This is a genomic window from Mesorhizobium sp. B2-4-15 (assembly GCF_006658505.1).
Classification (GTDB): Bacteria; Pseudomonadota; Alphaproteobacteria; order Rhizobiales; family Rhizobiaceae; genus Mesorhizobium.
Window position 1 is genome coordinate 361762 of the sequence record NZ_VFUZ01000002.1, and the last position, 25097, is coordinate 386858.

Sequence of the window (25097 nt, forward strand, 5' to 3'; positions counted from 1 at the left end):
GCGGCAGCATGGCCCTTTCCGTGCCCGCCATCATGAAGACGACGGCTGCGCGGCTTTCGGCGCTCTACCTTCTGCTATTCGCGCTTTGCGCCGTTCTGCTCGTCTTCTACATGACCTCACTGTCGGCACGCATGCTGACGACGCAGACGCAGGAGACCATCAACGACGAAGTGCTTGGCCTCGCCCGCGCGTATCAGCGCGGTGGTCTGCCGGTACTGGTGCGCGTGGTCGAGGCACGCTCCCGACAGCCCGGCGCCAACCTCTATCTGATCGCCGACGCCAATGGCCAGATACTGACCGGCAATGTGCAGAGCCTGGAACCGGGGGTGATCGACACCGAAGGCTGGACAACCCAGCCCTTCTCCTACAAGCGCTTCGGCGAAGGCGAACTCGACCGCCTGCGCAGCGGAACGTCCGATCAGGCGACGTCTCCTTCAACCGGCGAGAACGCGGCGCCGCAGACCGAAGGCGAGAAAGGTCATAACGCCATCGCGCTGGTGCTACGGCTGCCCAATCAGATGATTATGCTGGTTGGCCGCGATCTTGGCGAACCGGAGCGCTTTCGCGCCGTCATCCGCCGCGCGCTGACGCTGGCGCTTGGCATGATGGGCCTGGGCGGTATCCTGATCTGGTTCTTTGTCGGCCGCGCCGCGCTGAAGCGCATCGACGGCGTTTCGGAAGCCAGCCGTCGGATCATGGGTGGGGATCTTTCCGGCCGGCTGCCCGTGACGGGAGCGGGCGACGAGTTTGACCGGCTTTCGGAAAACCTCAATGCCATGCTGGCCAGGATCGCCACGCTCAATGAAGGCCTGAAGCAGGTTTCGGACAACATCGCGCACGATCTGAAGACACCGCTGACCCGGCTGCGCAATCGAGCCGAAGCAACTCTTTCCGGCAAGAACAAGCCTGCCGACTATCGCCAGGCACTGGAAGGCACCATCGCCGAGTCCGACCAACTGATAAAGACCTTCAATGCCATCCTGATGATCTCCAGGCTGGAGGCGGGCTATTCCTCGGAGCACACCACCCGCGTCGATCTGGCGGCGGCGGTGCGCGATGTCGTCGAACTCTACGAACCGGTGGCGGAGGAGGCTGGCGTTTCCCTCGAAGCCGAGGTGAACGGCGCCTTTGTCGTCAACGGCAATCGCGAACTGATCGGCCAGGCGCTGTCCAACATCGTCGACAATGCGATCAAATATTCGACCGACGCCACGTCCAAGCCGGCCGTCCGTGTGACGCTCGGGCGCACGCATGGCGAAATCAGGCTTTGTGTCGCCGACAACGGCCAGGGCATTCCGGATGACGCCGATCGAGCCCGGGCGACCGAACGTTTCGTGCGGCTGGAGAAGAGCCGCTCGCAGCCCGGTTCCGGTCTCGGCCTCAGCCTCGCCAAGGCGGTCATGACATTTCACAATGGGCGGCTTGATCTCTTGCCTGGCAATCCGGGACTATCCGTGGTCATGAGTTTCCCAGCAAGGGAGGATCACTGATGGCCGCGGTTGCGAAACGGACCGGCACGGACTGGCTGCTGCAGCCGGTGGCCGAGCTTGCCCCTCTGGACGAAGTCCGGGCGCGACACGACTTGGCAGAAACTGCGGCTGTGGCCCGCGAGGAAGGGCTGGCGCGGCTGGACGATTTCCTGGGCGGCAAGGGGAAGGCCCAGGCTTTCCTGGCCGCTGTCTTCGACCTCTCGCCATTCCTGCGCGATACGGCGCGACGCCGGCCGCGGATTCTCGACGGTCTGTTCGACCAGCCGATCGAGGCTCGCCTGAAGGCGATCACCACGGCGATCGATCAGGCGCCGCTGGCCGAAGCGGTTTCCGAATCCAACCTGATGATGGCGCTGCGCCAATGCAAGGCAGAGGCGCATTTCCTGATCGCGATCGCCGATCTCGCCGGTGAGGCCGAAACGTCGCTGACGGTGCGGCGGCTGAGCGACCTTGCCGAAGCTTGCACCCGCGCGGCCGTCGACTTCCTGCTGCGGGACGCGCATGGCCAGGGCAAGCTCAGACTGCCCGACCTCGGCAATCCGGCGCGGCAATCCGGCTGGATCCTGCTCGGCATGGGCAAGCTCGGCGCGCATGAGCTGAATTTCTCCTCCGACATCGATCTCGTCGTTTTCTTCGACCCGGAAGCGGCCGCCGTGGTCGATCCGCTCGACGCCACGGAGCTGTTTTCGCGCCTGACGCGACGGCTGGTGCGCATCCTGCAGGACCGCACCGAGCACGGCTATGTTTTCCGCACCGATCTCAGGTTACGCCCGGATCCAGGTTCGACGCCGCTCGCCATCCCGGTCGAGGCGGCACTGCGCTACTACGAAGCGCGCGGCCAGAACTGGGAGCGTGCGGCGATGATCAAGGCGCGTCCGGTGGCCGGCGACTTGGCCGCGGGCGCTGCCTTCCTGAAGGAACTTCAGCCTTACATCTGGCGCAAATACATGGATTACGCCGCGATTGCCGATGTCCATTCGATCAAGCGCCAGATCCACGCCCACAAGGGCCATGGTGAGATCGCCGTGAAAGGCCACAACGTCAAGCTCGGCCGTGGCGGCATCCGCGAGATCGAGTTCTTCGTCCAGACCCAGCAGCTCATCGCGGGCGGCCGGTTCCCGGAACTGCGTGGCCGTGAGACCGTGCCGATGCTCGGCCAGCTTGCCGCGCGCGGCTGGATCACCGCCGATGCGCGTGACGCGCTTGCCCGCCAGTACTGGTTCCTTCGCCGTGTCGAGCACGCCATCCAGATGGTGGCGGACGAGCAGACACACATGCTGCCGGAAGATGATGAAGGGCTGGAGCGCATCGCTCACATGCTGGGCTTTGCCGATGCGGCCGGGTTTGCCGGCGCGTTCCGCGCCTCGCTGCAGCAGGTCGAACGTCACTATGCGGCGTTGTTCGAGACCGCGCCGGAGCTTTCGGCGGGCATCGGCAATCTGGTCTTCACCGGCGACGTGGACGACCCCGATACACTGCGCACCTTGCACGGCCTCGGCTTCCAGCGGCCGAGTGACATCTGCCGTGTCATCCGCGGCTGGCATTTCGGGCGCTATCGCGTCACCCAGTCCGCCGAGGCGCGTGAGCGGCTGACGGAACTGACACCGGCCTTGCTCAAGGCCTTCGGCCAGACGCGCCGGGCGGACGAAGCATTGGTCCGCTTCGACGAGTTCCTTGCCGGCCTGCCAGCTGGCATCCAGCTGTTCTCGCTGCTGCAATCCAATCCGGCCTTGCTGAAGCTGATGGCGACGATCATGGGCGCCGCGCCTCGGCTTGCGGCGATCATCACGCGCCGGCCGCATGTGTTCGACGGCCTGCTCGACCCCGCTCTTCTGACCGAGCTGCCGGATCGTGGCTATCTTTCGGCACGGCTGTCCGCCTTCCTCGAAGGTGACAGGGCCTATGAGGAGGTGCTGGACCGGCTGCGCATCTTTGCCTCGGAGCAAAAGTTCCTGATCGGTGTGCGGCTGCTTGCCGGCTCGATCGATCCGCCCCGGGCCGGCCGCGCCTTTTCCGATCTCGCGGACCTCACCATCGAGGCAGCCCTGCGGGCGGTCATCGCCGAATTCGCGGTGCACCACGGCACGATCGCCGGCGGTGTGGTTGCGCTGCTCGGCATGGGCAAGCTCGGCAGCCGCGAATTGACCGCGGGATCGGATGTCGACCTCATCCTGCTTTACGACCACGATGCGGATGCCGACGAATCGGACGGGGAAAGGCCGCTGGCCCCCTCGCATTACTACACCCGAATGACGCAGAGGCTCATTTCCGCCGTTTCAGCGCCGACGGCCGAAGGGGTGCTCTACGAACTCGACCTGCGGCTGCGGCCATCCGGCAACAAGGGCCCCGTGGCCACCCACATCGATGCCTTCAAGAAATACCAACGCCAGGAAGCCTGGACCTGGGAGCATATGGCGCTGTCGCGGGCGCGCGCCATTGCCGGCGATGCCGGCCTTTGCGCCGAGGTCGATGCGGAAGTTGCCGCGGTGCTTGGGCAGCCGCGCGACGCGGCAAAGGTGAAGGCCGAGGCCTGGGATATGCGGGCCATGATCGAGACGGAGAAGCCGCCGCGCGACCTCTGGGACATCAAGCTGATCCCCGGAGGACTGATCGATCTCGAATTCATTGCCCAGGTGGCTGTCATTACCGGGCAGGTCGACGCAGGGCCGCGCGCGACCGGTCCGGCCGAAATACTGGCCCGCCTGGCACCTCGCTTCGCCGACGCCGGGGTCAGGCAGGAACTTGGCGATGCCTATTCCCTCTATCTGGGGCTGACCCAGATGACCCGGCTGTGCCTCACCGGAGCCTTCGAGCGCGACGACGTTCCGCCGGGGCTTTCCGATCTGCTTCTGGCGGTCACCGACCTGCCGGATTTCGGTGTGCTGGAAGCACACCTCAAAGAGACGTCGCGAAAGGTCAGGAAGGACTTTGACCTTTTGCTTCGTGCCGGACGACCGTGACGAACGGTTTTCCGGGCCGCATCGGGGGTGACGATGCAACAGGAGAAGACCATGAAAAAGTCAACCAAGCTTGCCCTTGCCTTCGTAGCTCTGGCCGGAGCCGTAGGCACCACGGCCTACGCGGAAAACAATGCCAGCGCGAAAATGCGCGAGGGCATGATGGCGCGCCTCGACAAGGCAATGAATGATTCAGGTGGCGCCATCACCTTCGACCAGTTTTCCAATGTGATGGACGCGCGACTGAAGAAGCTCGTTGCCGATAATGGCGGCAAGCTGACCGTCGCTCAGCTCGCGGACGCGCTGGAGAAGGCGCGTTTCGAGCGGATGGCCAAGCGCATCATCGCCCGCTATGACACCAAGGGTGATGGTACTCTGACCGCCGATGACATCGCCGGTCGCCAGAAGAAGGTGTTCGCCCTGCTCGACAAGAACAATGATGGCAAGATCGATAAGAGCGAACTGCCGAAGGGCGGCCGCTTCGGCCGTCACCACCGATGGGATGACGAAGGCAACGACGGCAGCATGCAGTGAAATTCCCTGATGCAGGCTCCGGCGACGCCGCTCGGAGCCTGTCGCTCAGGCTGCGGCTTTAATCGCCGGCGGTGCCTTCTTCACCGGGATGCGCACCGAAACGATCGTGCCGACAGCTTCGGTCGAACGGATTTTCAGCGCGCCGCCCTGGAGTTCGGCCAGCGAGCGCGAGATGGCGAGGCCAAGCCCGGATCCGGCATGGTTCTTGGAGAACTGGTTCTGCACCTGTTCGAAGGGCCGGCCAAGCTTGCCGAGCGCCTCCTTCGGGATGCCGCAGCCATTGTCCTCGATGGTCAGCACCAGGGCTCCCGATGTGTTGCGGGCCCTGACCGATATGTGGCCGCCTTGGCCGGTGAATTTCACTGCATTGGACAGGAGGTTGATGACGATCTGCTTGATCGCGCGGCGATCGGCGAACAAAGTCAACGCGTCGGAGATGCGTGTCTCCACGGTGATCGCCTTTTGTGCCGCCTGCAGCGAAACGACGCGCACCGTCTCGCTGATCAACGGCCCGAGATCGATCTGTTCCTGGTCCAGCGAGAACTGGCCGGCTTCGATCTTCGACATGTCGAGGATGTCGTTGATGACGCCGAGCAGGTATTTGCCGCTGCTGTTGATGTCGGTGGCATACTCCTCGTAGCGCTCCGAGCCCAGCGGGCCGAACAGGCCCTGTTCCATCAGTTCGGAGAAACCGATGATGGCGTTCAGCGGGGTGCGCAATTCATGCGACATGTTGGCCAGGAATTCGGATTTCGCCCGGTTCGCTGCTTCGGCGCGCTCGGTTTCCTTCATGTATTTTCGGTTGAGGTCGACCAGTTCGCGCGCCCGTTCCTCTTCGGCCCGGCGGGCGAGGCTCAGATCATGGATCGTCGCCATCAGCCGGCGTTCGCTGTCGACCAGTTTCTCCTGATGCAGCTTGATCTGGGTGATGTCGGAGCCGACCGAGACGATGCCGCCGTCCCTGGTCCTGAGTTCATTGACCTGCAGCCAGCGGCCATCGGACAACTGCCGCTCGAAGGTGGCGCCACCTTGCGGCCCATTGGTGTTGGCAAGCCGGCGCTCGGAAGCAAAGGCCAGCATCCGCTCTTCCAGCGACACACGCGTCACGCCCGGCATCACGTCGCGATCCGAGAGCCCGTTATCCTGCTGGTACTTGGAGTTGCACATGATCAGGCGCTGGGCCGAATCCCACAGCACGAAGGATTCGTTGATGTTCTCGATGGCGGTCCTGAGGCGAAGGTCGGCAGCCTCCGAGCGCAGCGCCAGATGACGCTGCTCGGTGACGTCGACGGCAATGCCGATCAGCTGGATTTCGGGCGCCTCCGGATCCATGACCTGTGCGCGGGCGCGCATCCACACCCATTGGCCATCGGCGTGCCGCATCCGGAACACCTGGTCGATATGGTCGATCTCGCGGGCGACAATCCTGTTGGCGAGCTCGAACAGGTCACCGTCCTCGGGGTGGATGATCTCGTCGACCTCGCCGAAGGACAGCATCGTCTCGCAAGGCTCGTAGCCCAGCATGTCGTACATCGAGCGCGACCAGTACATCTTGCCGCGCACCATGTCCCAGTCCCACAGGCCGCAGCGGCCGCGCACGAGCGCCATGTCGATGCGCTGATGCGCTTCGAGATAGATGCGGTCGGCGGCCTGCGCGCGCGCCGCCTGCCCGAAATAGGCATAGAGGATGATGATCAGCACGCCGGCCGTCAGCACGAAGAGGGTGACGTTCAGCGAGACGGTCTTGCGCCATGTGTCGAAAACCGCTTCCTGCGGCACGAGAGCCGCGGCGGCGCCCTTCCTGTCCTTGGCGAGGCTGACCGCTGCATACCAGTCCTGCCCGCCGATGTTGACCTCCATCACGCCGGCACGGTCGCCGAACATGAACAGAGGCTGACCGCCCTGGACGAGGCCATCAAGCGAATGGCCTTGCCAGGGTGTCGAGCGCGGCGTCACCGCGGTGATCTTGAAGGCGCTGTCGGTGATGACGAGCACATGGCTGCGGCCCATCGCGCCCTGACGGCTGGTGGTCTCCAGCAGGTCCTGGATGGCGCCAGGCACGGTATCCGAGGTGACGGCGAGGGAACTGGCGAGCTGTGCCGCCGCCAGTGTGAGGACCGCCTTGGCGTCGCGCTCGACATCGTCGCGCTCATTCATCAGCGACAGGACACGCAGTGCCGCGATGACGACCAGGAAGATGATGATGAGGGCCGGTATCGAGCGGCGCAGCAACGGCTCGGCGGCCAGAAGCCGCTTGTAGGTCGGTTCGGCGATGAGCCGCGTATTCCCGGCAAGGCCGTCGCTTCGCGTTTCGCGCCGCGCAAAAGCCATCCCTCCGGGCGCGCCCCACGCGTCCGCCTTCGCCATAAATGGCACTCCCCGATTTCAGTATGCCCGCATTTCCATGTGCTGGTGATCCGGCAACACCGCACGTCCGAATCGCCATTAAAGAATCAAAGGTGATTCGCCTTGTCCAGTGGCCCGGCGAAAAAAGATTAAAATTTGATTGAAATTATTGGCCCTTGGACGTGCGGCGCCTCCGCCCTCTCCCACATCGGAGAAGGCTGGGGAGTGGCTAGGCCAGCGTGCGCTCGACGATATCCCTCAGATCGGCTGACAGGTTTTCGGCTTCCGCGATCGTAAGCAGTGCCTCTCTCGCCTTGGCCTGCCGACCTGGTTCGAGTGAACGCCACGATCTCAGTGCCGTCGCCAGCCTTGCCGCCACTTGCGGGTTGCGCTTTTCGACCTCGAGCACCGTTTGCACGAAGAACCGGTAGCCTTCGCCGTCAGGGCGATGGAAGCCGGTCTGGTTGGCGCTGGAGAATGTACCGATCAGTGAGCGGACCCGGTTCGGATTGCTCATCGAGAAGGCCGGATGAGCGGTCAGCGCGCGAACCGTGTCCACCGCCTGGGGCCCCGGCACGCTGGCCTGGATCTGGAACCATTTGTCCATGACCAGCGGGTCGGATGCATACGTCTTTTCGAAAGTCGCCAGCGCCTTGTTTGCCTCCGGCGAACCGTGGTGGCGATGCGCAAGGACCATCAATGCGGCCGCGCGATCGGTCATGTTGGTCGCGGACTGGAAATGTCCAACGGCAAGGGCCGCGCCGCCTGGCAGCAGCGAGAGATAGTCCAAAAGGACGTTGCGCAGGGCGCGTCGCCCGGCACTTGTCGCATCCGGACTGAACGCGGCCTTGTCCACGAGGCGATCATACAGCTGCGCGAGCGGTTCCCGGTTGGCCCTGGCGATGGCGAGCGCAAGGGCTTGTCGAGCCACGTGGATGGCGTCTGGATCGATGTTCTTGCCGATGTCGCGGGCAATGTCGGCATCGGCGGGCAGCGCCAGGGCCAGGGCGCGGTAGGCGGGCTCCAGCGTCTCGTTGCCGGCAATGCTGCCGGCAAGTTCGGTCAGCCGTGACGCGAACTCGGGCTGCATGCCGCCGAGGATTTCGCGGAAGGCGGCGATCAGCGCATCGGTGAGCAGCGTGTTGAAGGCCTGCCAGCGCGAGAAGGCATCGCTGTCATGGCGAGCGAGGAAGAACTGGTCATCGGCCTTCTGCTCGACAGCGAGCGTCACCGGCGCTGAAAAACCGCGGTTGAGCGACACCGCCGGACGTTCGGCAACGCCTGAAAAGCGCACAATGTGACGGCGCTTGCGGACATGGATGACGCCGTCCTCGACGCTGGCGCCCTCGACGCCGCTATACGTGACAGGCTCGCCGCCGGCGCCGATCAGGCCGAAGGCGAGCGGAATGTGCATCAGGCGCTTGCGGCTTTCGGACGGCGTCGGCGGCACCGACTGCTCGATCTCCAGCGTGAATTCTTGCGCGGCCGGATTGTGCGTCGAACTGACCGTAAGGTTGGGCGTGCCCGCCTGATGGTACCAGAGCGCGAACTGCGAGAGGTCGCGGCCCGACACATCCTCGAACACCTTGATGAAATCCTCGATCGTCGCCGCTTCGCCGTCGTGTCGTTCGAAATAGAGGTCCATGCCGGCGCGAAAGGCCTCAGCGCCGAGAATGGTGCGGATCATGCGCACCACTTCGGAGCCCTTTTCGTACACGGTCGCCGTGTAGAAATTGTTGATCTCGCGGTAGCGGCGCGGCCGCACCGGATGCGCCAGCGGGCCCTGGTCCTCGGGAAACTGGTGCGCGCGCAGCGTGCGCACTTCGGCGATGCGCTTGACCGCGCGCGAGCGCTGGTCGGCGGAGAACTCGTGGTCGCGGAAGACCGTCAGCCCTTCCTTGAGGCAAAGCTGGAACCAGTCGCGGCAAGTGATTCTGTTGCCTGTCCAATTGTGGAAATACTCATGCGCGATGATCGCCTCGATATTGGCGAAGTCGGCATCCGTCGCGGTCTCCTGGTCGGCCAGCACATATTTGTCGTTGAAGATGTTGAGGCCCTTGTTTTCCATCGCGCCCATGTTGAAATCGGACACGGCGACGATGTTGAAGACGTCGAGGTCGTATTCGCGGCCGAAGGCCTCCTCGTCCCATTGCATCGACCGCTTCAGCGCGTCCATCGCATAGCCGGCGAGCTTCTCCTTGCCGGGCTCGACATAGATGCCGAGTTCGACCTTGCGGCCCGACATGGTAACGAAATCGTCGGCGACCTGGCCGAGATTGCCGGCGACCAGTGCGAAAAGGTAGGACGGTTTGGGGAAGGGGTCGTGCCAGACGGCATAGTGCCGGCCGTCGCCGAGGTCGCCCTTGTCGACTAGGTTGCCGTTGGACAGCAGCAGCGGCGCCTCGTCGCGCAGCGCCTCGATCCGCACGGTGTAGACGGACAGGATATCGGGGCGATCGAGGAAATAGGTGATGCGGCGAAAGCCCTCGGCCTCGCATTGCGTGCAATAGACGTTGTTCGAGCGGTAGAGACCCATCAGGGCTTCGTTGCCGGCCGGCGCCACTTCTGTTTCGATCAGCAATTGGAAACGGCGCGCGGCCGGTGGCTTGAGAATGGTCAACTGGTCTGGGCTTGTCAGCAGATCCGCCGGCTTTGCCTTCTTGCCGTCGATTTCGACGCGCTTGAGCGTCAGCCCGTCGCCGTCGAGCACTAGGGGGGCCGATGCGGCTACGCCGTCACGACGCTCGATCGTCAGTAGCGCGGTGACGGTCGTGGCCTGTGGCGAAAGACGGAATTCAAGGTTCGTTTCCGGAATGAGGTAGTCGCTGGGGCGATAGTCTTCCAGTTTGAAGACCTGGCCTGTGTCAGTGCGCATTCCCTGGCTTTTCCTGTCTTTCCGGGGACCAGACATGGTCTGACTGGTCCAAAAAATTCGAAGCCCGCGCTCTTTACACGAAACAGTCCTTCGACAAAACTGTGAGAAGGCCTATTTCAGGCGCTCCTTCCCAACCATCACAAGGCAGTCATGATCGTCGGGCCGAAAATCGGGACGGGCGGACAACGCCGGGACGGATCTGAGCAACGATCAAGGACGCATCCATAGAGTGACATCAGGAGTGAGGGCGCAACCAGAGACCACCGGCGGGCACGACACGCTGAGGGGCATCGCGCTTAAGATCGTCTCCGTGGCGGTTTTCGTCGGCATGCAAACCTGCATCAAGGCGGCTGGCGACGTGCCCGCCGGCCAGATCGTCTTCTTCCGCTCCTTCTTCGCCATCTTCCCGATCATTGCTTTCCTGGCATTCAAGAGACAGCTGGCCACGGCATTCGTCACCAAACGGCCCTTCAACCATATCGCGCGCGGCATCGTTGGCGTCGGCGCCATGGGGCTTGGCTTCTTCGCGCTGACCAGGCTGCCGCTGCCGGAGGCGATCACCTTGAACTATGCGCAGCCGCTGCTGGTCGTGGTGTTCTCCTCGATCTTCCTCGGCGAGACGATCCGCGTCTATCGCTGGAGCGCTGTCGCCGTCGGTCTCATCGGCGTGCTCATCATTTCCTGGCCGGAACTGACCCTGCTCAACTCGGGCGAGGGGCTCGACGATCAGGAGGTCCTGGGCGTGGTGGCCGTACTGGTGGCCGCGGCGATATCGGCTGTCGCCATGCTGCTCGTGCGCAACCTCGTGCAGACGGAGAAGACGGCGACCATCGTGTTGTGGTTCTCGTCAACCGCGAGCGTGCTGTCGCTGCTGACATTGCCTTTCGGCTGGCAATGGCTGAGTTCGGCGCAGGTCGCGCTTCTCATCATTGCTGGTTTCTGTGGCGGCCTCGGTCAGATCCTGATGACGGCGGCCTATCGCCATGCCGAGGCTTCGGTCGTGGCGCCTTTCGAATACACCTCGATGATCCTCGGCGTTGTCGTCGGTTATTTCGTTTTCGGCGACGTGACCTCGCTCAGCACCCTGGTCGGTGGTGTGATCGTGGTGGCCGCCGGTATCTTCATCATCTGGCGCGAGCGCCAACTCGGCCTGGAACGCACGAGGACGCGAAAGGCGGCCTTGCCGCAGGGCTGATCACGACCGTTCGGCCCGTTCCTTCGCCAGCCGCACCAGCACCGTCCGTGTCTGTTCATCCGCCGGGAAAAAGGATTCGATCGCCAACTCCGACAAGGTCACGTCGAGCGGTGTGCCGAACACGGTTATGGTGCTGATGAACGACAGGACCTGATCGCCATGGGCAAGCCTGAGCGGATGCGCGATGGCATTCGGCTCGACCGGCGCCGGCCGGCTGCCCTTCAGACCGGACGGATAGCCGCGCAATTCGCGCTCCAACTCGATCAAAACCGGATCGCCGGTGGCATCGTTCTGGTGCTTCAGCCGCTCCAGCAGATGCGTGCGCCATTCCTGGAGGTTGACGATGCGCGGCGCGATGCCGCCAGCATGCAGGGATAGGCGTAGCACATTGACCGGGGGCGTCAGCAGCGCAGTCTCGCTGACACCGGCGAGGAAGGGCGCGATCGCGGCATTGGCCGAAACCAGGTTCCAGTGCCGGTCCACGGCCAGCGCCGGGAACGGCTCATGTCCCTTCAACACGATCTCGACCGCCGCCATCGCCGGCGCCAGTGTCGTGTCGGTCAGCGGCCGTTCGCTGAAGCTGGGCGCGAAGCCCGCCGCCAGCAGCAATTGGTTGCGTTGCCGAAGTGGTATCGAGAGCTGCTCGGCAAGATGCAGCACCATGTCGCGCGAGGGCGCGGCGCGCCCGCTCTCGACGAAGCTCAGATGCCGCTGCGAAATCTCGGCTTCCATGGCGAGGTCAAGCTGGCTCATACGCCGGCGCGTGCGCCATTCGCGGATGAGGCTGCCGGCGGAGGTTTGAGCGGTTGTCATGGCGGATGACTAGGCCGACGCCGGGCACATTTCAATTACGTGCGAGGTCATCGCTGCAGCAATTCCAGGAAAAGTGCGTAGCGGTTTCCCGTCCGGAATTGCGTAAAGACCGAGAGTCTAGGACAGCGCCCGCAGCTTCGCCTTCACTTCGAGAAAATCCCGCCACGCCAGCTTCTTATGCGCGGGCGTCCGCAAGAGATAGGCCGGATGCAGTGTCGGCATGGCCGGAATGGCGATGCCGGAGGCCGTGATGTGGACGCGCCAATTGCCGCGCAGCCTGAGGATGCCTTCGGAGGTGTTGAGCAAGGTCTTGGCCGACGGCCCGCCGAGATTGACCAACACCTTGGGATTGACCAGCTCGATCTGCCGCTCGATGAACGGCCGACAGATCTCGGTCTCATGCGGCGTCGGCGTACGATTGCCCGGCGGCCGCCATGGAATGACGTTGGCAATGTAGACGGACGCGCGGTCGAGCCCGATCGCGGCCAGCATGCGGTCGAGCAACTGGCCGGAACGGCCGACGAAGGGTAGTCCCTCGATGTCCTCGTCGCGCCCCGGCGCTTCGCCCACCAGCATGACCGCGGCCTCCGGATTGCCGTCTGCGAACACCAGGTTCTTGGCGGTGGCCTTGAGATTGCAGCCATCGAAGGCCGCCATGTGCCAGCGCAGCTCCTCGAGCGTGGAAGCGCTCGCCGCCATTTGCCGGGCGAGGGCGGCCTGCGCCTCGTCAGGTATGGCGGCAGCCACGGTACGCGCCGACGCATCCGGCACCTTGCTTGCGTCCAGCCGGGACGACGCCGCTTGCTGCCCCGCAGCTCTGATTTGGTCGACACCGGGGTCCGATGAGGGCCGCTCCTGGGGCCTGTCTTTGTGAGCGGGCGCGACCGGTGGAGGCGCGCGCTCGGATTGCTTCGGACGAGAAGCTTCGGCGAACCGGTTGATGGGTGTGTCCTCCAACGCCTCGTCGACGCCCGTGCTGGCATAGAAGGCGAGCAGCTCGGCGATTTCGGCTGGGGTGTTGGCGGCGGTGGCAGTCATGGTGCCACCATCGTCCGCGCGATCACGATTTGCAAGTTTGGGATTGGTGAAAGCGGTGACGAAGGCGTCTCCCCCAGATGGCGATTGGCCCTATCCTGTCGGGATGCGCGGATCCTGCACCAGGTAGAAGGTCCATCGCGGCGTGTAGTCGGTCATCAGAAACTCGAAGCTGGCGGTCTTCAGCGGATCGACCTTGCCATTCCTGAACAGCAGCCGGTCATAGGGTTCGAAGTCGCGGTCGAAATCGGCGAAGTTGCTCGACCAGATATTGTCGGGCGTCTTATTGCGCTGGTCGAACGAAAGTCCGTCTCCAAACACGCTTGGCTGATCCAGTATTTCCTGAAGCTCGAACTGGAACTCGATCCAGGCCTGGCCGCTGTTGTTGAGCACGTCGATGCGCATATACATGATACCGTTGGCGAACTCACCCGCCTTGCCGAATGGCTGGATCGGCTTTGTCGTGCGGATGGTCAGCGTCACCGGTGTCGCTGAATTCAGCTCTTCGGTGATGACCAGCGGATCATCCCTGGTTCCGATGCCTGAGGCTCCGGTGATGCGGAAGCCGCCAAGCTCGTCGGAGAAGGAGTAGGCGCCTGTTGCCCAGACCTTCACCTCGTTCGCGGCGGCGTGACCTGGTGCCAACGTCAGAAGGGCCAGAAGAATCGCCCGGCTGGCCCGGCCGGGCGTCGATAGAAAGCGCGTCGAAGAAAAGCCGGCTGGCTCAGGAATGCGCATGGCGGGAAGTATGGCCGATAAGCAAGCCGTCGAACAATTAAAAAACGCTGGGTTGGCGGGTCGCGCCGTGCAGAAACGGCTACCATGCTGCAAGATGCGCGACTTTTTGGCCAAATCCGCATTGTCACGTATGCGCCGGTTTCCTGTCGTCAATTGATGCGCTATGCAGCGCAGGAGCCAGCAAGATACGCGAACAGCGGCAAGCCAGTGCGGAGGGGTTGATGAGCGATATCGAACGCGAAAGCATGGAATTCGACGTGGTCATCGTCGGTGCCGGGCCGGCCGGCCTTGCCGCGGCCATCCGCCTCAAGCAAGTCAATCCCGAGCTTTCCGTCGTCGTGCTGGAAAAGGGCGGCGAGGTCGGCGCCCATATCCTCTCCGGCGCCGTCGTCGATCCGATCGGCATCGACCGGCTGCTGCCCGGTTGGCGCGAAGAGGAAGGCCACCCTTTCAAGACGCCCGTCACTGCGGATCATTTCCTGGTGCTCGGCCCGGCCGGCTCGTTCCGCCTGCCCAATTTCCTAATGCCGCCGCTGATGAACAACCACGGCAACTACATCGTCTCGCTCGGCAATGTCTGCCGCTGGCTGGCGACCAGGGCTGAGGCGCTTGGCGTCGAGATCTATCCGGGCTTTGCCGCCGCCGGGCTGCTCTATAATGAAGATGGCGCCGTCACCGGCGTCGTCACCGGCGATATGGGCATCGAGAAGGACGGCACGCACGGCCCAGGCTTCGCGCCGGGCATGGCGCTGATGGGCAAATATGTGCTGATTGGGGAAGGCGCGCGCGGCTCGCTCGCCAAGCAGCTGATCGCCAGATACAAGCTTTCCGATGGCCGCGAGCCCGGCAAGTATGGCATCGGCCTCAAGGAACTCTGGCAGGTCAAGCCGGAGAACCACCGGCCGGGCCTTGTGCAGCATTCCTTCGGTTGGCCGCTCGACATGAAGACCGGCGGCGGCTCGTTCCTCTACCATCTGGAGGACAACCAGGTAGCCGTCGGCTTCGTCGTCCACCTCAACTACAAGAACCCTTATCTGTCGCCCTTCGAGGAATTTCAGCGCTTCAAGACCCATCCGGTGATCGCGGGGACGTTCGAAGGCGCAAAGCGGCTCGGCTACGGCGCGCGCGCCATCACCGAAGGCGGTTGGCAATCGGTGCCGAAATTGTCCTTCCCTGGCGGCGTGCTGATGGGCTGTGCGGCGGGCTTCGTCAACGTGCCGCGCATCAAGGGCTCCCACAATGCTGTGCTGTCGGGGATGCTCGCGGCCGAGCATGTCGCCGAGGCGATCGGCGCCGGCCGTGCCAATGACGAGCTTTCCTCCTACGAGGCGGCGTGGCGCGCGACCGACATCGGCAAGGATCTGAAGAAGGTGCGCAACGTCAAGCCGCTCTGGTCGCGCTTCGGCACCATCGTCGGCGTCAGCCTGGGTGGCCTCGACATGTGGCTGAACAGCTTGTTCGGTTTCTCGCCCTTCGGCACGCTGAAGCATGGCAAGGCCGACTATGCCACACTCGAGCCCGCCGCCCAGAACAAGAAGATCGCCTATCCGAAGCCGGATGGCGTGCTGACATTCGACCGCCTGTCCTCGGTGTTCCTGTCCAACACCAATCACGAGGAAAACGAGCCGGTGCACCTCATCGTCGGCGACATGGCGCTGCAGCAGCGCTCCGAGCACGATGTCTTCGCCGGGCCTTCCACACGCTATTGCCCGGCCGGTGTCTACGAATGGGTCGACAAGGACGGCAACGCCGCCGCCGATCCCTCGGCCAAGGACGTGCGCTTCGTCATCAACGCGCAGAACTGCGTCCACTGCAAGACTTGCGATATCAAGGACCCGAACCAGAACATCAACTGGGTGCCGCCACAGGGCGGAGAAGGCCCGGTCTACCAGAACATGTGAGTGGCGGCAGCTCTGCTGTCGCCCTCGCGAGACTGGCCGCTTCGCTCAAGCCCGTTGAAGCGCGTCGCCGAGTGTGGTCTGCTTGGCTACCCACAAAGGAGGCGGACATGCGCCTGACCAGCCTGACGATGCTTGCCGCGGCCTGTGCGCTGTCTTGCGTGTCAGCCGCATCGGCGGGCACGAAGATCGTCGTCCATGTCCGTAACTATGATGTTGCCGGAAAGACCGGGGCCGAGCTTGTCGAGGCGATGGACCGGCAGGGACCCAAGCACGGCTATATGACACGCGCCATCGCCGAAACTGGCTATACCGTGCACTGGGATTTCGATATCGGCCGTCAGGATGGGATCTGTCATTTGCGGCAGGCCAACGGCACGCTCGACCTGACCTACACCTTTCCGCGGCTCTCGCCGGCAAGCCCAGGTCCGCGCAAGCGTTGGGACCGGTTCATGGCTGGCGTCCGCAAGCATGAGCACACGCACGGCCGCATCGCCAAGGCGATGATGCGGGCGACCGAGACCGCGCTTGCCGGCCTGGAACGCCCGGACAACTGGTTCTGCACCGGCACACACTTTGAGGCGAGACGGCGCATCAACGCCATCTATGCCGAATACGAAGCCAAGCAGAACGCTTTCGACGCGCGCGAGCACCGTAATGGCGGCCATGTCGAGCACCTTGTCGACGCTTTGGTGGGGAAGCCCTGAAGGCCCGATCCAGTCGTGTGCCTGGAGGTGATGAAGGTGCGTTCAGCCGCGCGGACCGGGGACCGGGTTGTTCGACGCCAGCGCGCTCTCATGTTCGTCATGAGGCTGTTTGTCGTCGGGCCGCAGCGTGAACTGGACCAGGACCGGCAGATGGTCGGAGCCGGTGTCCTCCATTCGCGTCGACGACAGGATCGTCAACGCGCCCTTGCTGAACACCTGGTCGATAGGCAGGCCTGCATAGCGGCGCAGGACGTCGGGCAGAGTCCGGTGGATCCAGGTCGGGCCTGCCGAAGGCATAAGTGTCAGCCCGCCGAGAGCCGCGATCCGCCGCACAGCCGCGCTCCACGGCACGGCGTTGCAATCGCCGGCCATGATCGCGGTCTCGCCGAGCGCGGCCAGTGGTTCCGCCAGTTCGCCGATCTGCCAGTATTGCTCCTTCGGCCAGGGCCAGCTCAAATGGATCGCGGCGACGTCGACACCGATCCCGCCGAAATCGATGGTGGCGGTCGCCATCGCGCCCCGCGGCTCGCAACGCGGCGCGGTGCCGGCGACGAATGGCCGGCGCGACAGCAACGCCACGCCGAACGTGCCGTTGGGATAGTCGCAAAGAATGCGGTAGGGGTAGGCGCTGGCGATATAGCTGAACTCGGTCGCCCACATCGCCGAGACTTCGTCGAGGGTGATCACGTCCGGATTGGTGCGGCCGATCAGGGAAAGCACTTTCTTCGGTGTCGGGTTGTTGAAGCGCAGATTCATCTGCAGCAGGCTGTAAGTCATTTTATCCGCCGGCTTGGCGACGGCCTGCTGCGGCCAGAATCTGGGCAGCGCGCTTACCGTCGTCGCGAGGCTGGCGACGGCAAAGAGCAGGGCCGCCGCGGCCTGCAGCCGAAACGAACTGGCGAGCAGCGGCAATGCCAGAAGCGCCATAAGCACGCTGAGATGCATGCGGAAATGCGAGAAGGAATCGAAAGCCGGATGCAGCGTGCCGAAGAACCCGGCCAACAGGGCGGCCGCTAGCGCCGTCATTGCCAGGAATGCCACCCCAGCCGTCATGTTCGAGCGCGCGCCGCTTGTTGTCATTGAGGTCGTGTCTGCTGAATGTCGCCTGACGATCCGTTCGACCTGTTTATCGGCCAAATTGCGGCCTGAGCAAGACGACGAATTGCCTCGCGGCGGCTCGGCGGGCGCCTACTGGAACGCTGTCTCCGAGAAACTCCGCAGCTTGCGCGAATGCAAGCGTTCCATCGGCATCTCGGCCAGCTTCTCCATCGCTCTGATACCGATGGTCAGATGCTGCGCCACCTGGCGCTTATAGAACTCGGTCGCCATGCCGGGCAGCTTCAACTCGCCATGCAGCGGCTTGTCGGAAACGCACAGCAGCGTGCCGTAGGGGACGCGGAAGCGGAAACCATTGGCGGCGATCGTCGCCGATTCCATGTCGAGCGCGATGGCGCGCGACTGCGACAGGCGCTGCACCGGTCCACGCTGGTCACGCAGCTCCCAGTTGCGATTGTCGATGGTGGCGACCGTGCCGGTGCGCATGATGCGCTTCAAATCGTAGCCGGACAGGCCGGTGACCTCGGCAACCGCTTCCTGGAGCGCGACCTGGATTTCGGCCAGCGGCGGGATCGGCACCCACACCGGAAGATCGTCGTCGAGCACATGGTCCTCGCGCACATAGGCGTGCGCCAGCACATAGTCGCCCAGCGCCTGGGTGTTGCGCAGCCCGGCACAGTGGCCAAGCATCACCCAGGCATGCGGCCTCAGCACAGCGATGTGGTCGGTGATCGTCTTGGCGTTGGAAGGCCCAACCCCGATATTGACCATGGTGATGCCGCCATGGTTCGGCTTCTTCAGGTGGTAGGCAGGCATCTGCGGCAGGCGGGCGGGTGGGGTGCCCTCGCTTGCCGTGCCGGCGCGGGTCACGACATTGCCCGGCTCGACGAATTCCACATAGCCGCCGCCGCCATTCTCCATCAGGTCGCGCGCGCGGGCGACGAACTCGTCGATGTAGAACTGGTAATTGGTGAACAGCACGAAATTCTGGAAATGCTGCGGGCTGGTGGCCGTATAGTGCGTCATGCGGTGCAACGAATAATCGATGCGCTGCGCGGTGAATGGCGCCAGTGGCCGAGGCTCGCCGAAGGCGACCTCGAACGTGCCGTTGGCGATCTGATCGTCGGTGCCGTCCAGGTCCGGCACGTCGAACAGGTCGCGGATCGGCCGCTTGATGCGTTCGGCCGCCGCGCCGTCGACATAGGCGCCCTCCAGGAAGGCGAAATGCAGTGGGATCGGCGTGGTCGATTCCGAAACCGTCACCGGCACACCGTGATTGCGCATGATCAGGCGAAGCTGCTCGACGAGGTAATTCTCGAACAGCCGCGGCTGGGTAATCGTGGTGGCGAAATGGCCGGGCGTCGGCATATGGCCGTAGGCTTGGCGCGAGTCCACCTGGGTGAACGAACTCGTGGTGACGCCGATCTCGGGATAGAAGGCGCGGTAGCGCTTGCTGCTGTCGCCGCCGGCGGCAAGCGCGGTGAAGGAATCGCGCAGGAATTTGGTGTTGCGGTCGTAAAGCATCTGCAGTGCTGCGACCGCTTTTTCGGCGCTGTGAAAGCTTTGCCGGCCAAAAGGCTCCGGCATGACGACGGATTCGATGGCTTGGGGGTAGATTCGCTTTTCCATGGCTCAATATAGAGACTTGGACGAGCGGTTGGGAGGGGGCTTGCCGCCGAAGCCGCTCAAAGCGGCATTTTTCTTCATCCCCGCTGCAGGCTGACCAGCAGGACCAACCCCACGCCGGACTTTTTCAGCGCTGGCGCCTCGATCGTCGATCCGGTATCGGCGCGCATCATCGGCACGGCCAGGACCGGGACGGCCAGAAGTATCAGGATGAGCGCCGCCCGCGGCAGAAGCCGAAGGGTCTTGAGGGCGTTGGCGGCGATACGGTCCATGATGTCCGAGCTTTTCTTTTCGAGGTCCGGATACTCTGGTTTCAATGGCGAAGGTTGGTCGGGCAGGCGAGGCGGCAGAATCTGGTGGCTTCGTCCCAGGAGCGGGCCGGACGGCCCACTTCGGCGACGAGGATGGCGAAGAATATTCCAAACAGGCTCATCAGCAGGCAGACGATGGTGAAGCGGCGGGCGAGCATCGGATGGTGTCTCCTTCAATGCGCGGGAGAATGCCCTGATGCCCCTGAACCGGCTCTGATGCCGGCGTTCATCTGCGGTTCAAATTGATTGACGGGATCTTGTCTGGCCGCCGCCGATCCGGACGGCAGCAGGCAGCGCATCCGAGCGCCAGTGCCAGCGTATCGATCAAACGAAAACGGGGCCTGCCAGGCCCCGCTTGAGATCACAAGGAAATGGTCGATCAGAGCTTGTGCCAGGTCTGGCTCTTGCAGATCAGTCCGCCCAGCACGCAACCGCTCATCTTGAGCGAGGTGCCCGATAACGTCGCCTTGCCCGAATAGGTCCTGTCGTTTGCCGGATCGGTGATGCTGCCGGCATATTTGCTGTCGCCGGCCGCCTTGAGCGACCCGATGGTCTTGCCGGCATATTTGCCGGACTTGAGCGTGATGGAGAATGAATCGCCGCCTGAAATGGCCGCGGTGTCGCCGGCTTGCGTCTTCCAGTTGCCCTCGATCGGATCGGCCCATGCCGTCCCCGCCATGATCAATGTGGCTGCAAGGGCCAGGCTCACTTTTCGAAACATGTTCTTCCTCCCTATGGATAGCCGGCCGGATGCTCCGCCTCGCCGGTCTGCCGCTTACGCAAACGTAAGCTAATCCAGCTCCCGCCAAAACAAAAGCGGTGCCGCAACGGAAGACTTTGGGATTCTGAAAACGTCTGAATTCGGCTCGTCGGAGAGGAAATGAAAAACGGTCGGCGCTTCGTGTTTGTTTCCCGTGGTTAGCGGAGTGTTGATTCCGCCTCCGCGAATTTTCGTCAAATTTGGCGAAAACCAGCCGAATTGCTGGCTTCGTATCCTTAACGAATTTCTGTGTTTACCTATTGTTTTAGCTTTGTTTTCCTCAAATTAAGCACGCCATTTAACGACGGATTCAAGCCTGAGCGGCATTCTCGAAAGCATCGAAAGAGCGGCCCGGACGACGAACGGAGGCAGCTCTCGGGAGCCAGACAGGGGACTAAAATGGCACGTTTTGAAATGCTTGAAGCAGGCTTCGGCGCCATGGGGGCAACTGCCCAGGCCGACATCCTTTTCGAACTGGGCATGATGTATGCGACCGGCCGCGATTGCGAGACCGATGTCGTTGCCGCCCACAAATGGTTCAACATCGCCGCCATCAAGGGTTCGGCCCGCGCCGCGGAACTGCGCTCGGAACTGTCTGCGGCCATGTCGAAGGTCGAGATCGCCAAGGCGTTACGCGAAGCCCGCGAATGGATGACCATGCACTGAGTTTCCGCCAGACGGGGAGATGTTGGCCAAGGCCGCGCAAGATGGCCGGGCCGGAACAGGGAAAGGCTGCGCAGACAGTCGAACGACAAGAACAAGAATGCGGCAGGCATGACAGGCCCAGCCGCGCGACGGGCCATGATCGCCAAAAGCGGACTCCGGCTTTCGGGCAAGATCACGGCCAGCAGGAAGACAGGGACGGCCAAGTTGGGGTTCGCGGCGCGGGGGCGCTGGGGAAGCAGCCGACAGGCAGAAAAGCCACGACCAGCCGGAACAAGGCTGGCGTGGCTTTTTTTGCGTGGATGAGGCCATGCAGGCCCAATCGAGTGACGTCAATGCGCCTAGACAGGTCCGATGAAGGATGAAATTGTCCGGCCTCTCTGGAAGAAGCGTGGCCGGGGCGGCCGCGCGCGAGTGGAGGAGTTCTATTGTCATGAAAAGAATGAGTATTTTGGGCGCGGCCATTTTCGGGCTGATGATGAGTGCGCCGGTTGCGCTCGCCGACGACATCACTTTCGCCGTGGTCGGTCCGATGACCGGACAGCTCGCCACCATCGGCGATCAGTTCAAGCAGGGCGCGCAGGCCGCCGCCGACGCCATCAACGCCGCGGGCGGTGTCAATGGCTCGATGATCAAGCTCGACATCGAGGACGACCAGTGTGACCCGAAACAGGCTGTGTCGGTCGCCAACCGCATTGTCGCCAACGGCGTCAAATTCATCGACGGCCACGCCTGCTCGGGTTCGAGCATTCCGGCGTCCGCTGTCTATGCCGAAGCGGGCTCGCTGATGATGAGCCCGGCGTCCTCGAACCCGGTGCTCACGGACGACGCCGCCAAAAAGGGTTGGTCGACAATCATGCGCCTGTACACACGTGACGACGCGCAGGGCGCCTTCATCGGCCCGTGGATCGCCAAGAAATATGCCGGCAAGAACGTCGTCATCCTGCACGACAAGAGCGCTTACGGCCAAGGCGTGGCGGATGCCGTCAAGTCAACCATGAATGCCGGCGGCCTCAAGGAAGTGTACTACGACGCCATCAATCCCGGCGAGAAGGACTATTCGGCCCTCGTCACCAAGCTGAAGGACCTCAAGGCCGATGTCGTCTATTTCGGCGGCTATCACCCCGAAGCCGGCCTGATCCTGCGTCAGTCGGCTGAGCAGAACCTGAAGTTCCAGCTGATCATGCCCGACTCCATCGCTTCACCGGAGTTCTGGCAAGTTGCCGGCCCGGCCGGCGAAGGCACCATGTTCGTGTTCCCATCGGATCCGCAGGCAAAGCCGGAAGCCAAGGCCGCCGTCGAGAAGATCAAGGCCGGCGGCTTTGTGCCGGAAGGCTTCACGCTGTTCTCCTACGCCGTGGTCCAGGCTTTCGCCGAAGGCATCAAGCGCGCCGGCAGCGACGATCCGGGCAAGGTTGCCGAAGCGTTGAAGAATGGTCAGCCGATCAGCACCGTTGTCGGTGAAGTCACCTTCGACGAGAAGGGCGACCTCAAGAATGCCAGCTACGACATCAATCAGTGGCATAACGGCAAGTACGCGCCGATCGCGCAGTAATCTCGGATAGTGAGATGCAAGGAATGGCCGGGTTCGTCCCGGCCATTTCTTTTGCGCCGGCAATGCGCCCTACGCGTTCTGGCCCTCGACGAAGCGGACAAGCACCGTCCCGTCGGTGACCTGTGCACCTTCCGTGGCGATCTCGGCGATCACCCCGTCATGCGGCGCGGCGATGGTGTGCTCCATCTTCATGGCCTCTAGGACCAGCAGCGGTTGCCCCTTGATCACGGTATCGCCCTTTGCCGCGCGCACCAGCTTGATCAGACCCGGCATCGGCGCGCGCAGGCTGCCGGAGGCGGTTGCCGCGTCATCGCTTTTGGCCAAGGGGTCCGGCACCGCGAAGGCATAGCCGACAGCGCCTTCGAATACGGTGACGTGGCCAGGCCAGCGGGCGAGGCGAGGAAGGGCGCGCAGGTCGTGCGAATTGGCGCTGTCATAGGGTACATCGAGCGCCACCTGGAAGCGCCCGTCCGCCCGCACCGAAACCTTGGCCAGAATATCGTCCTCGCCGAATTTCAGCCGCATGCGCCGCGCCCCGACATGGAAATGTGCATAGCCGGAAAGTGACGACCAAGGGTCGTTCGATGGCGGCAATGCCCCAGCACCGGAGGCGGCGAGGGCGGCTGCCGAGATGATTGCGCTGGTTGGCGACGCGATCTCGGTCAGTGCATCCTGATGCCTGCCGATCAGGCCGGTATCGACATCGCCCGCACAAAAATCCGGATCGGCGGCAAGGGCGGCAAGAAAGGCGGTGTTGACGGTGGAACCGGCAATTTCGGTCTGCGACAGCGCCACGCCGAGGGCTTCCAGCGCCGCTTGCCTGTCCTTTGCATGGACGATCAGCTTCGCGATCATCGGATCGTAATAGGGTGAGATCGTATCGCCGGCCCGCACGCCGGTCTCGATGCGCATCGTGGCCGCGTCGGGTGCCGCCTCGGGAAACTTCAGATGATGCAGCGTGCCCGTCGCGGGCAGGAACCCTCGTGCCGCATCCTCCGCATAGATGCGCGCTTCGAAGGCATGGCCGGCAAGCGCAATCTCGCTCTGTGTCTTCGGCAGCTTTTCGCCGCTGGCGATCCGCAACTGCCACTCGACCAGATCGGTGCCCGTCACCATCTCGGTGACCGGGTGCTCGACCTGCAGGCGCGTGTTCATTTCCATGAACCAGAAGCGATCGGCTTTCAGGCCTTGCGAGGCATCGACGATGAACTCGATGGTGCCGGCGCCGGAATAGTTGATCGCCTTGGCGGCTTTCACCGCCGCTTCCGTCATTGCCTTGCGCAATGCCGGCGTCATGCCGGGGGCAGGCGCTTCCTCGATCACCTTCTGGTGGCGGCGCTGCGCCGAGCAGTCGCGTTCGTAGAGATGCACGGCATTGCCGAAGTTATCGCCGAAAACCTGCACTTCGATGTGCCGCGGCTTGTCGACATACTTCTCGACCAGAACGCGGTCGTCGCCGAAAGCGGCCTTTGCCTCGCGCCGGGCGCTGGACAGCGCCTCGGAGAAATCATCGGGATGCTCGACGCGCCGCATGCCCTTGCCGCCGCCGCCCGCGCGCGCCTTGATCAGCACGGGGTAGCCGATCTCGCGTGCCTTGGAGGCGAGCAGCACGATTTCCTGCGCCTCGCCATGATAGCCCGGCACGACCGGAACGCCGGCCTTCTCCATCAGCCGCTTGGCGGCGTCCTTCAGCCCCATGGCGCGTATCGAGGCCGCCGACGGGCCGATGAAGGCGAGGCCCGCCGCAACCACCTGGTCGACGAAATCAGGGTTTTCCGACAGGAAGCCGTAGCCGGGATGGATGGCCTGCGCGCCCATCGCCAGGGCCGCCGCGACAATCCTGTCGCCGCGCAGGTAGCTGTCGCCGACGGGCGAGGGGCCGATATGAACCGCCTCATCGGCCATCTCGACATGCAGGGCCTTGGCGTCGGCATCCGAATAGACAGCGACGGTGTGCACGCCCAGCTTCCGGGCCGTGCGGATGACACGGCAAGCGATCTCGCCCCGATTGGCGATCAGGATTTTGCTGAACATGGAGCCTCCCGGATCTGCGTCGGGCGGCGCCATGCTGGTGGGCGCGCGCCTATTTCGAGGCGGCGATCTCGCAGGCGCCGCCATTCGTTACTTTGTAGTGCGCGCGCGTGGCCACGCAGGATTTCATGGCAAGCTCTTCCGCCACCTTTTGCGATGGCGCATTCAGGCGCGCGCCGCACAGGATGTACAGTGAAACCACCCTTGAATATGGTGTGGTGGCATAGGCGGAATGGCCACTGGCCGCCACATAGGCTTTGTAGGCCTTTGTGCATGGCGACTTCGGATCTCCAGACAAGGTCGGTGGGAAGTGCTTGTCTCCCTCGCTTCCCGCTAGCGATCCGGCCGTGCTCACGCCAGATGCCGCGAATAGAAGCAATGCTGAAAGTATTGAGGTGGACACCCTCCAAAAATACTTCAGTTTCATTTTTACCCCATCCCAGTTGCAAGGTGCAGGATGAGCAATAGCGAACTTTTTCCGATGCCACCAGCTCCGCAGGGGTGGAT

Annotated in this window: 20 protein-coding genes; 8 read left to right on the plus strand and 12 right to left on the minus strand. The window is 63.4% G+C overall.

Annotation, left to right across the window (positions count from 1 at the left end):
- Positions 1-8 precede the first annotated feature (8 nt).
- The 3 genes from FJ930_RS04065 to FJ930_RS04075 are packed head-to-tail and all read left to right on the plus strand — an operon-like array spanning position 9 to position 4981.
- Complete coding sequence (locus tag FJ930_RS04065) at positions 9-1490, plus strand: ATP-binding protein (protein ID WP_141835064.1); 1482 nt, start codon at positions 9-11, stop codon at positions 1488-1490.
- Positions 1490-4450, plus strand: a complete 2961-nt coding sequence (locus FJ930_RS04070; RefSeq protein WP_141835067.1) for a bifunctional [glutamine synthetase] adenylyltransferase/[glutamine synthetase]-adenylyl-L-tyrosine phosphorylase — start codon at positions 1490-1492, stop codon at positions 4448-4450. The genes FJ930_RS04065 and FJ930_RS04070 overlap by 1 nt, the downstream gene beginning before the upstream one ends.
- A gap of 51 nt (positions 4451-4501) precedes the next feature.
- The gene (locus FJ930_RS04075; protein WP_141835070.1) at positions 4502-4981 is read left to right on the plus strand and encodes a hypothetical protein; all 480 of its coding nucleotides are present in this window, start codon (positions 4502-4504) and stop codon (positions 4979-4981) included.
- A 45-nt stretch (positions 4982-5026) separates the two neighbouring features.
- On the opposite strand, the gene FJ930_RS04080 is transcribed toward FJ930_RS04075, so the two are convergent.
- Positions 5027-7348: a PAS domain-containing sensor histidine kinase gene (locus tag FJ930_RS04080; protein WP_141835073.1), complete on the minus strand. Its 2322-nt coding sequence runs from the start codon at positions 7346-7348 to the stop codon at positions 5027-5029.
- Between the two features lie 208 nt (positions 7349-7556).
- A complete protein-coding gene (pepN, locus tag FJ930_RS04085; RefSeq protein ID WP_141835076.1) occupies positions 7557-10202 on the minus strand; it encodes an aminopeptidase N in 2646 nt (881 codons plus the stop codon).
- A gap of 229 nt (positions 10203-10431) precedes the next feature.
- Here pepN and FJ930_RS04090 point away from each other — a divergent pair, with 229 nt between their 5' ends.
- Positions 10432-11397 carry a DMT family transporter gene (locus FJ930_RS04090; protein WP_140742263.1) on the plus strand — a complete coding sequence of 322 codons (966 nt, stop codon included), beginning with the start codon at positions 10432-10434 and terminating at the stop codon, positions 11395-11397.
- Here the strand turns inward: FJ930_RS04090 and FJ930_RS04095 are convergent, their stop codons facing one another.
- From FJ930_RS04095 to FJ930_RS04105, 3 genes are all read right to left on the minus strand, one after another.
- Positions 11398-12210 (minus strand): helix-turn-helix transcriptional regulator, encoded by an 813-nt coding sequence (locus tag FJ930_RS04095; RefSeq protein ID WP_140742261.1) that lies wholly within the window; start codon positions 12208-12210, stop codon positions 11398-11400. It abuts the gene before it with no gap.
- 117 nt (positions 12211-12327) lie between these two features.
- The gene (locus FJ930_RS04100) at positions 12328-13248 is read right to left on the minus strand and encodes a uracil-DNA glycosylase (protein ID WP_141835079.1); all 921 of its coding nucleotides are present in this window, start codon (positions 13246-13248) and stop codon (positions 12328-12330) included.
- Positions 13249-13338: 90 nt separating this feature from the next.
- Positions 13339-13983 (minus strand): hypothetical protein, encoded by a 645-nt coding sequence (locus tag FJ930_RS04105; RefSeq protein WP_141835082.1) that lies wholly within the window; start codon positions 13981-13983, stop codon positions 13339-13341.
- Between the two features lie 221 nt (positions 13984-14204).
- On the opposite strand from FJ930_RS04105, the gene FJ930_RS04110 reads away from it, so the two are divergent.
- Entirely contained in the window at positions 14205-15884 is a 1680-nt protein-coding gene (locus FJ930_RS04110) for an electron transfer flavoprotein-ubiquinone oxidoreductase (protein ID WP_141835085.1), read from the plus strand.
- Between the two features lie 107 nt (positions 15885-15991).
- Complete coding sequence (locus FJ930_RS04115; protein ID WP_141835088.1) at positions 15992-16588, plus strand: DUF922 domain-containing protein; 597 nt, start codon at positions 15992-15994, stop codon at positions 16586-16588.
- A 42-nt stretch (positions 16589-16630) separates the two neighbouring features.
- Here the strand turns inward: FJ930_RS04115 and FJ930_RS04120 are convergent, their stop codons facing one another.
- From FJ930_RS04120 to FJ930_RS04135, 5 genes are all read right to left on the minus strand, one after another.
- Positions 16631-17668, minus strand: a complete 1038-nt coding sequence (locus tag FJ930_RS04120) for an endonuclease/exonuclease/phosphatase family protein (protein WP_246676796.1) — start codon at positions 17666-17668, stop codon at positions 16631-16633.
- 108 nt (positions 17669-17776) lie between these two features.
- Positions 17777-19231 carry an AMP nucleosidase gene (locus FJ930_RS04125; protein WP_246676801.1) on the minus strand — a complete coding sequence of 485 codons (1455 nt, stop codon included), beginning with the start codon at positions 19229-19231 and terminating at the stop codon, positions 17777-17779.
- A gap of 116 nt (positions 19232-19347) precedes the next feature.
- On the minus strand, positions 19348-19542 hold the full coding sequence (locus FJ930_RS04130; protein ID WP_140749629.1) for a hypothetical protein: 195 nt from the start codon (positions 19540-19542) through the stop codon (positions 19348-19350).
- 41 nt (positions 19543-19583) lie between these two features.
- The gene (locus FJ930_RS29955) at positions 19584-19739 is read right to left on the minus strand and encodes a hypothetical protein (protein WP_181176581.1); all 156 of its coding nucleotides are present in this window, start codon (positions 19737-19739) and stop codon (positions 19584-19586) included.
- Positions 19740-19960: 221 nt separating this feature from the next.
- The gene (locus FJ930_RS04135) at positions 19961-20302 is read right to left on the minus strand and encodes a DUF2147 domain-containing protein (protein ID WP_140749625.1); all 342 of its coding nucleotides are present in this window, start codon (positions 20300-20302) and stop codon (positions 19961-19963) included.
- A 438-nt stretch (positions 20303-20740) separates the two neighbouring features.
- Here FJ930_RS04135 and FJ930_RS04140 point away from each other — a divergent pair, with 438 nt between their 5' ends.
- Positions 20741-21007, plus strand: a complete 267-nt coding sequence (locus FJ930_RS04140) for a sel1 repeat family protein (protein ID WP_010915070.1) — start codon at positions 20741-20743, stop codon at positions 21005-21007.
- Positions 21008-21437: 430 nt separating this feature from the next.
- Positions 21438-22559, plus strand: coding sequence for a branched-chain amino acid ABC transporter substrate-binding protein (locus FJ930_RS04145; RefSeq protein ID WP_140699771.1), 1122 nt, complete (start codon positions 21438-21440; stop codon positions 22557-22559).
- Between the two features lie 69 nt (positions 22560-22628).
- Here FJ930_RS04145 and FJ930_RS04150 read toward each other — a convergent pair whose 3' ends face one another.
- Positions 22629-24593, minus strand: coding sequence for an acetyl/propionyl/methylcrotonyl-CoA carboxylase subunit alpha (locus FJ930_RS04150; RefSeq protein ID WP_141835091.1), 1965 nt, complete (start codon positions 24591-24593; stop codon positions 22629-22631).
- A 49-nt stretch (positions 24594-24642) separates the two neighbouring features.
- A complete protein-coding gene (locus tag FJ930_RS04155) occupies positions 24643-25017 on the minus strand; it encodes a hypothetical protein (protein WP_181176580.1) in 375 nt (124 codons plus the stop codon).
- Positions 25018-25097 lie beyond the last annotated feature (80 nt).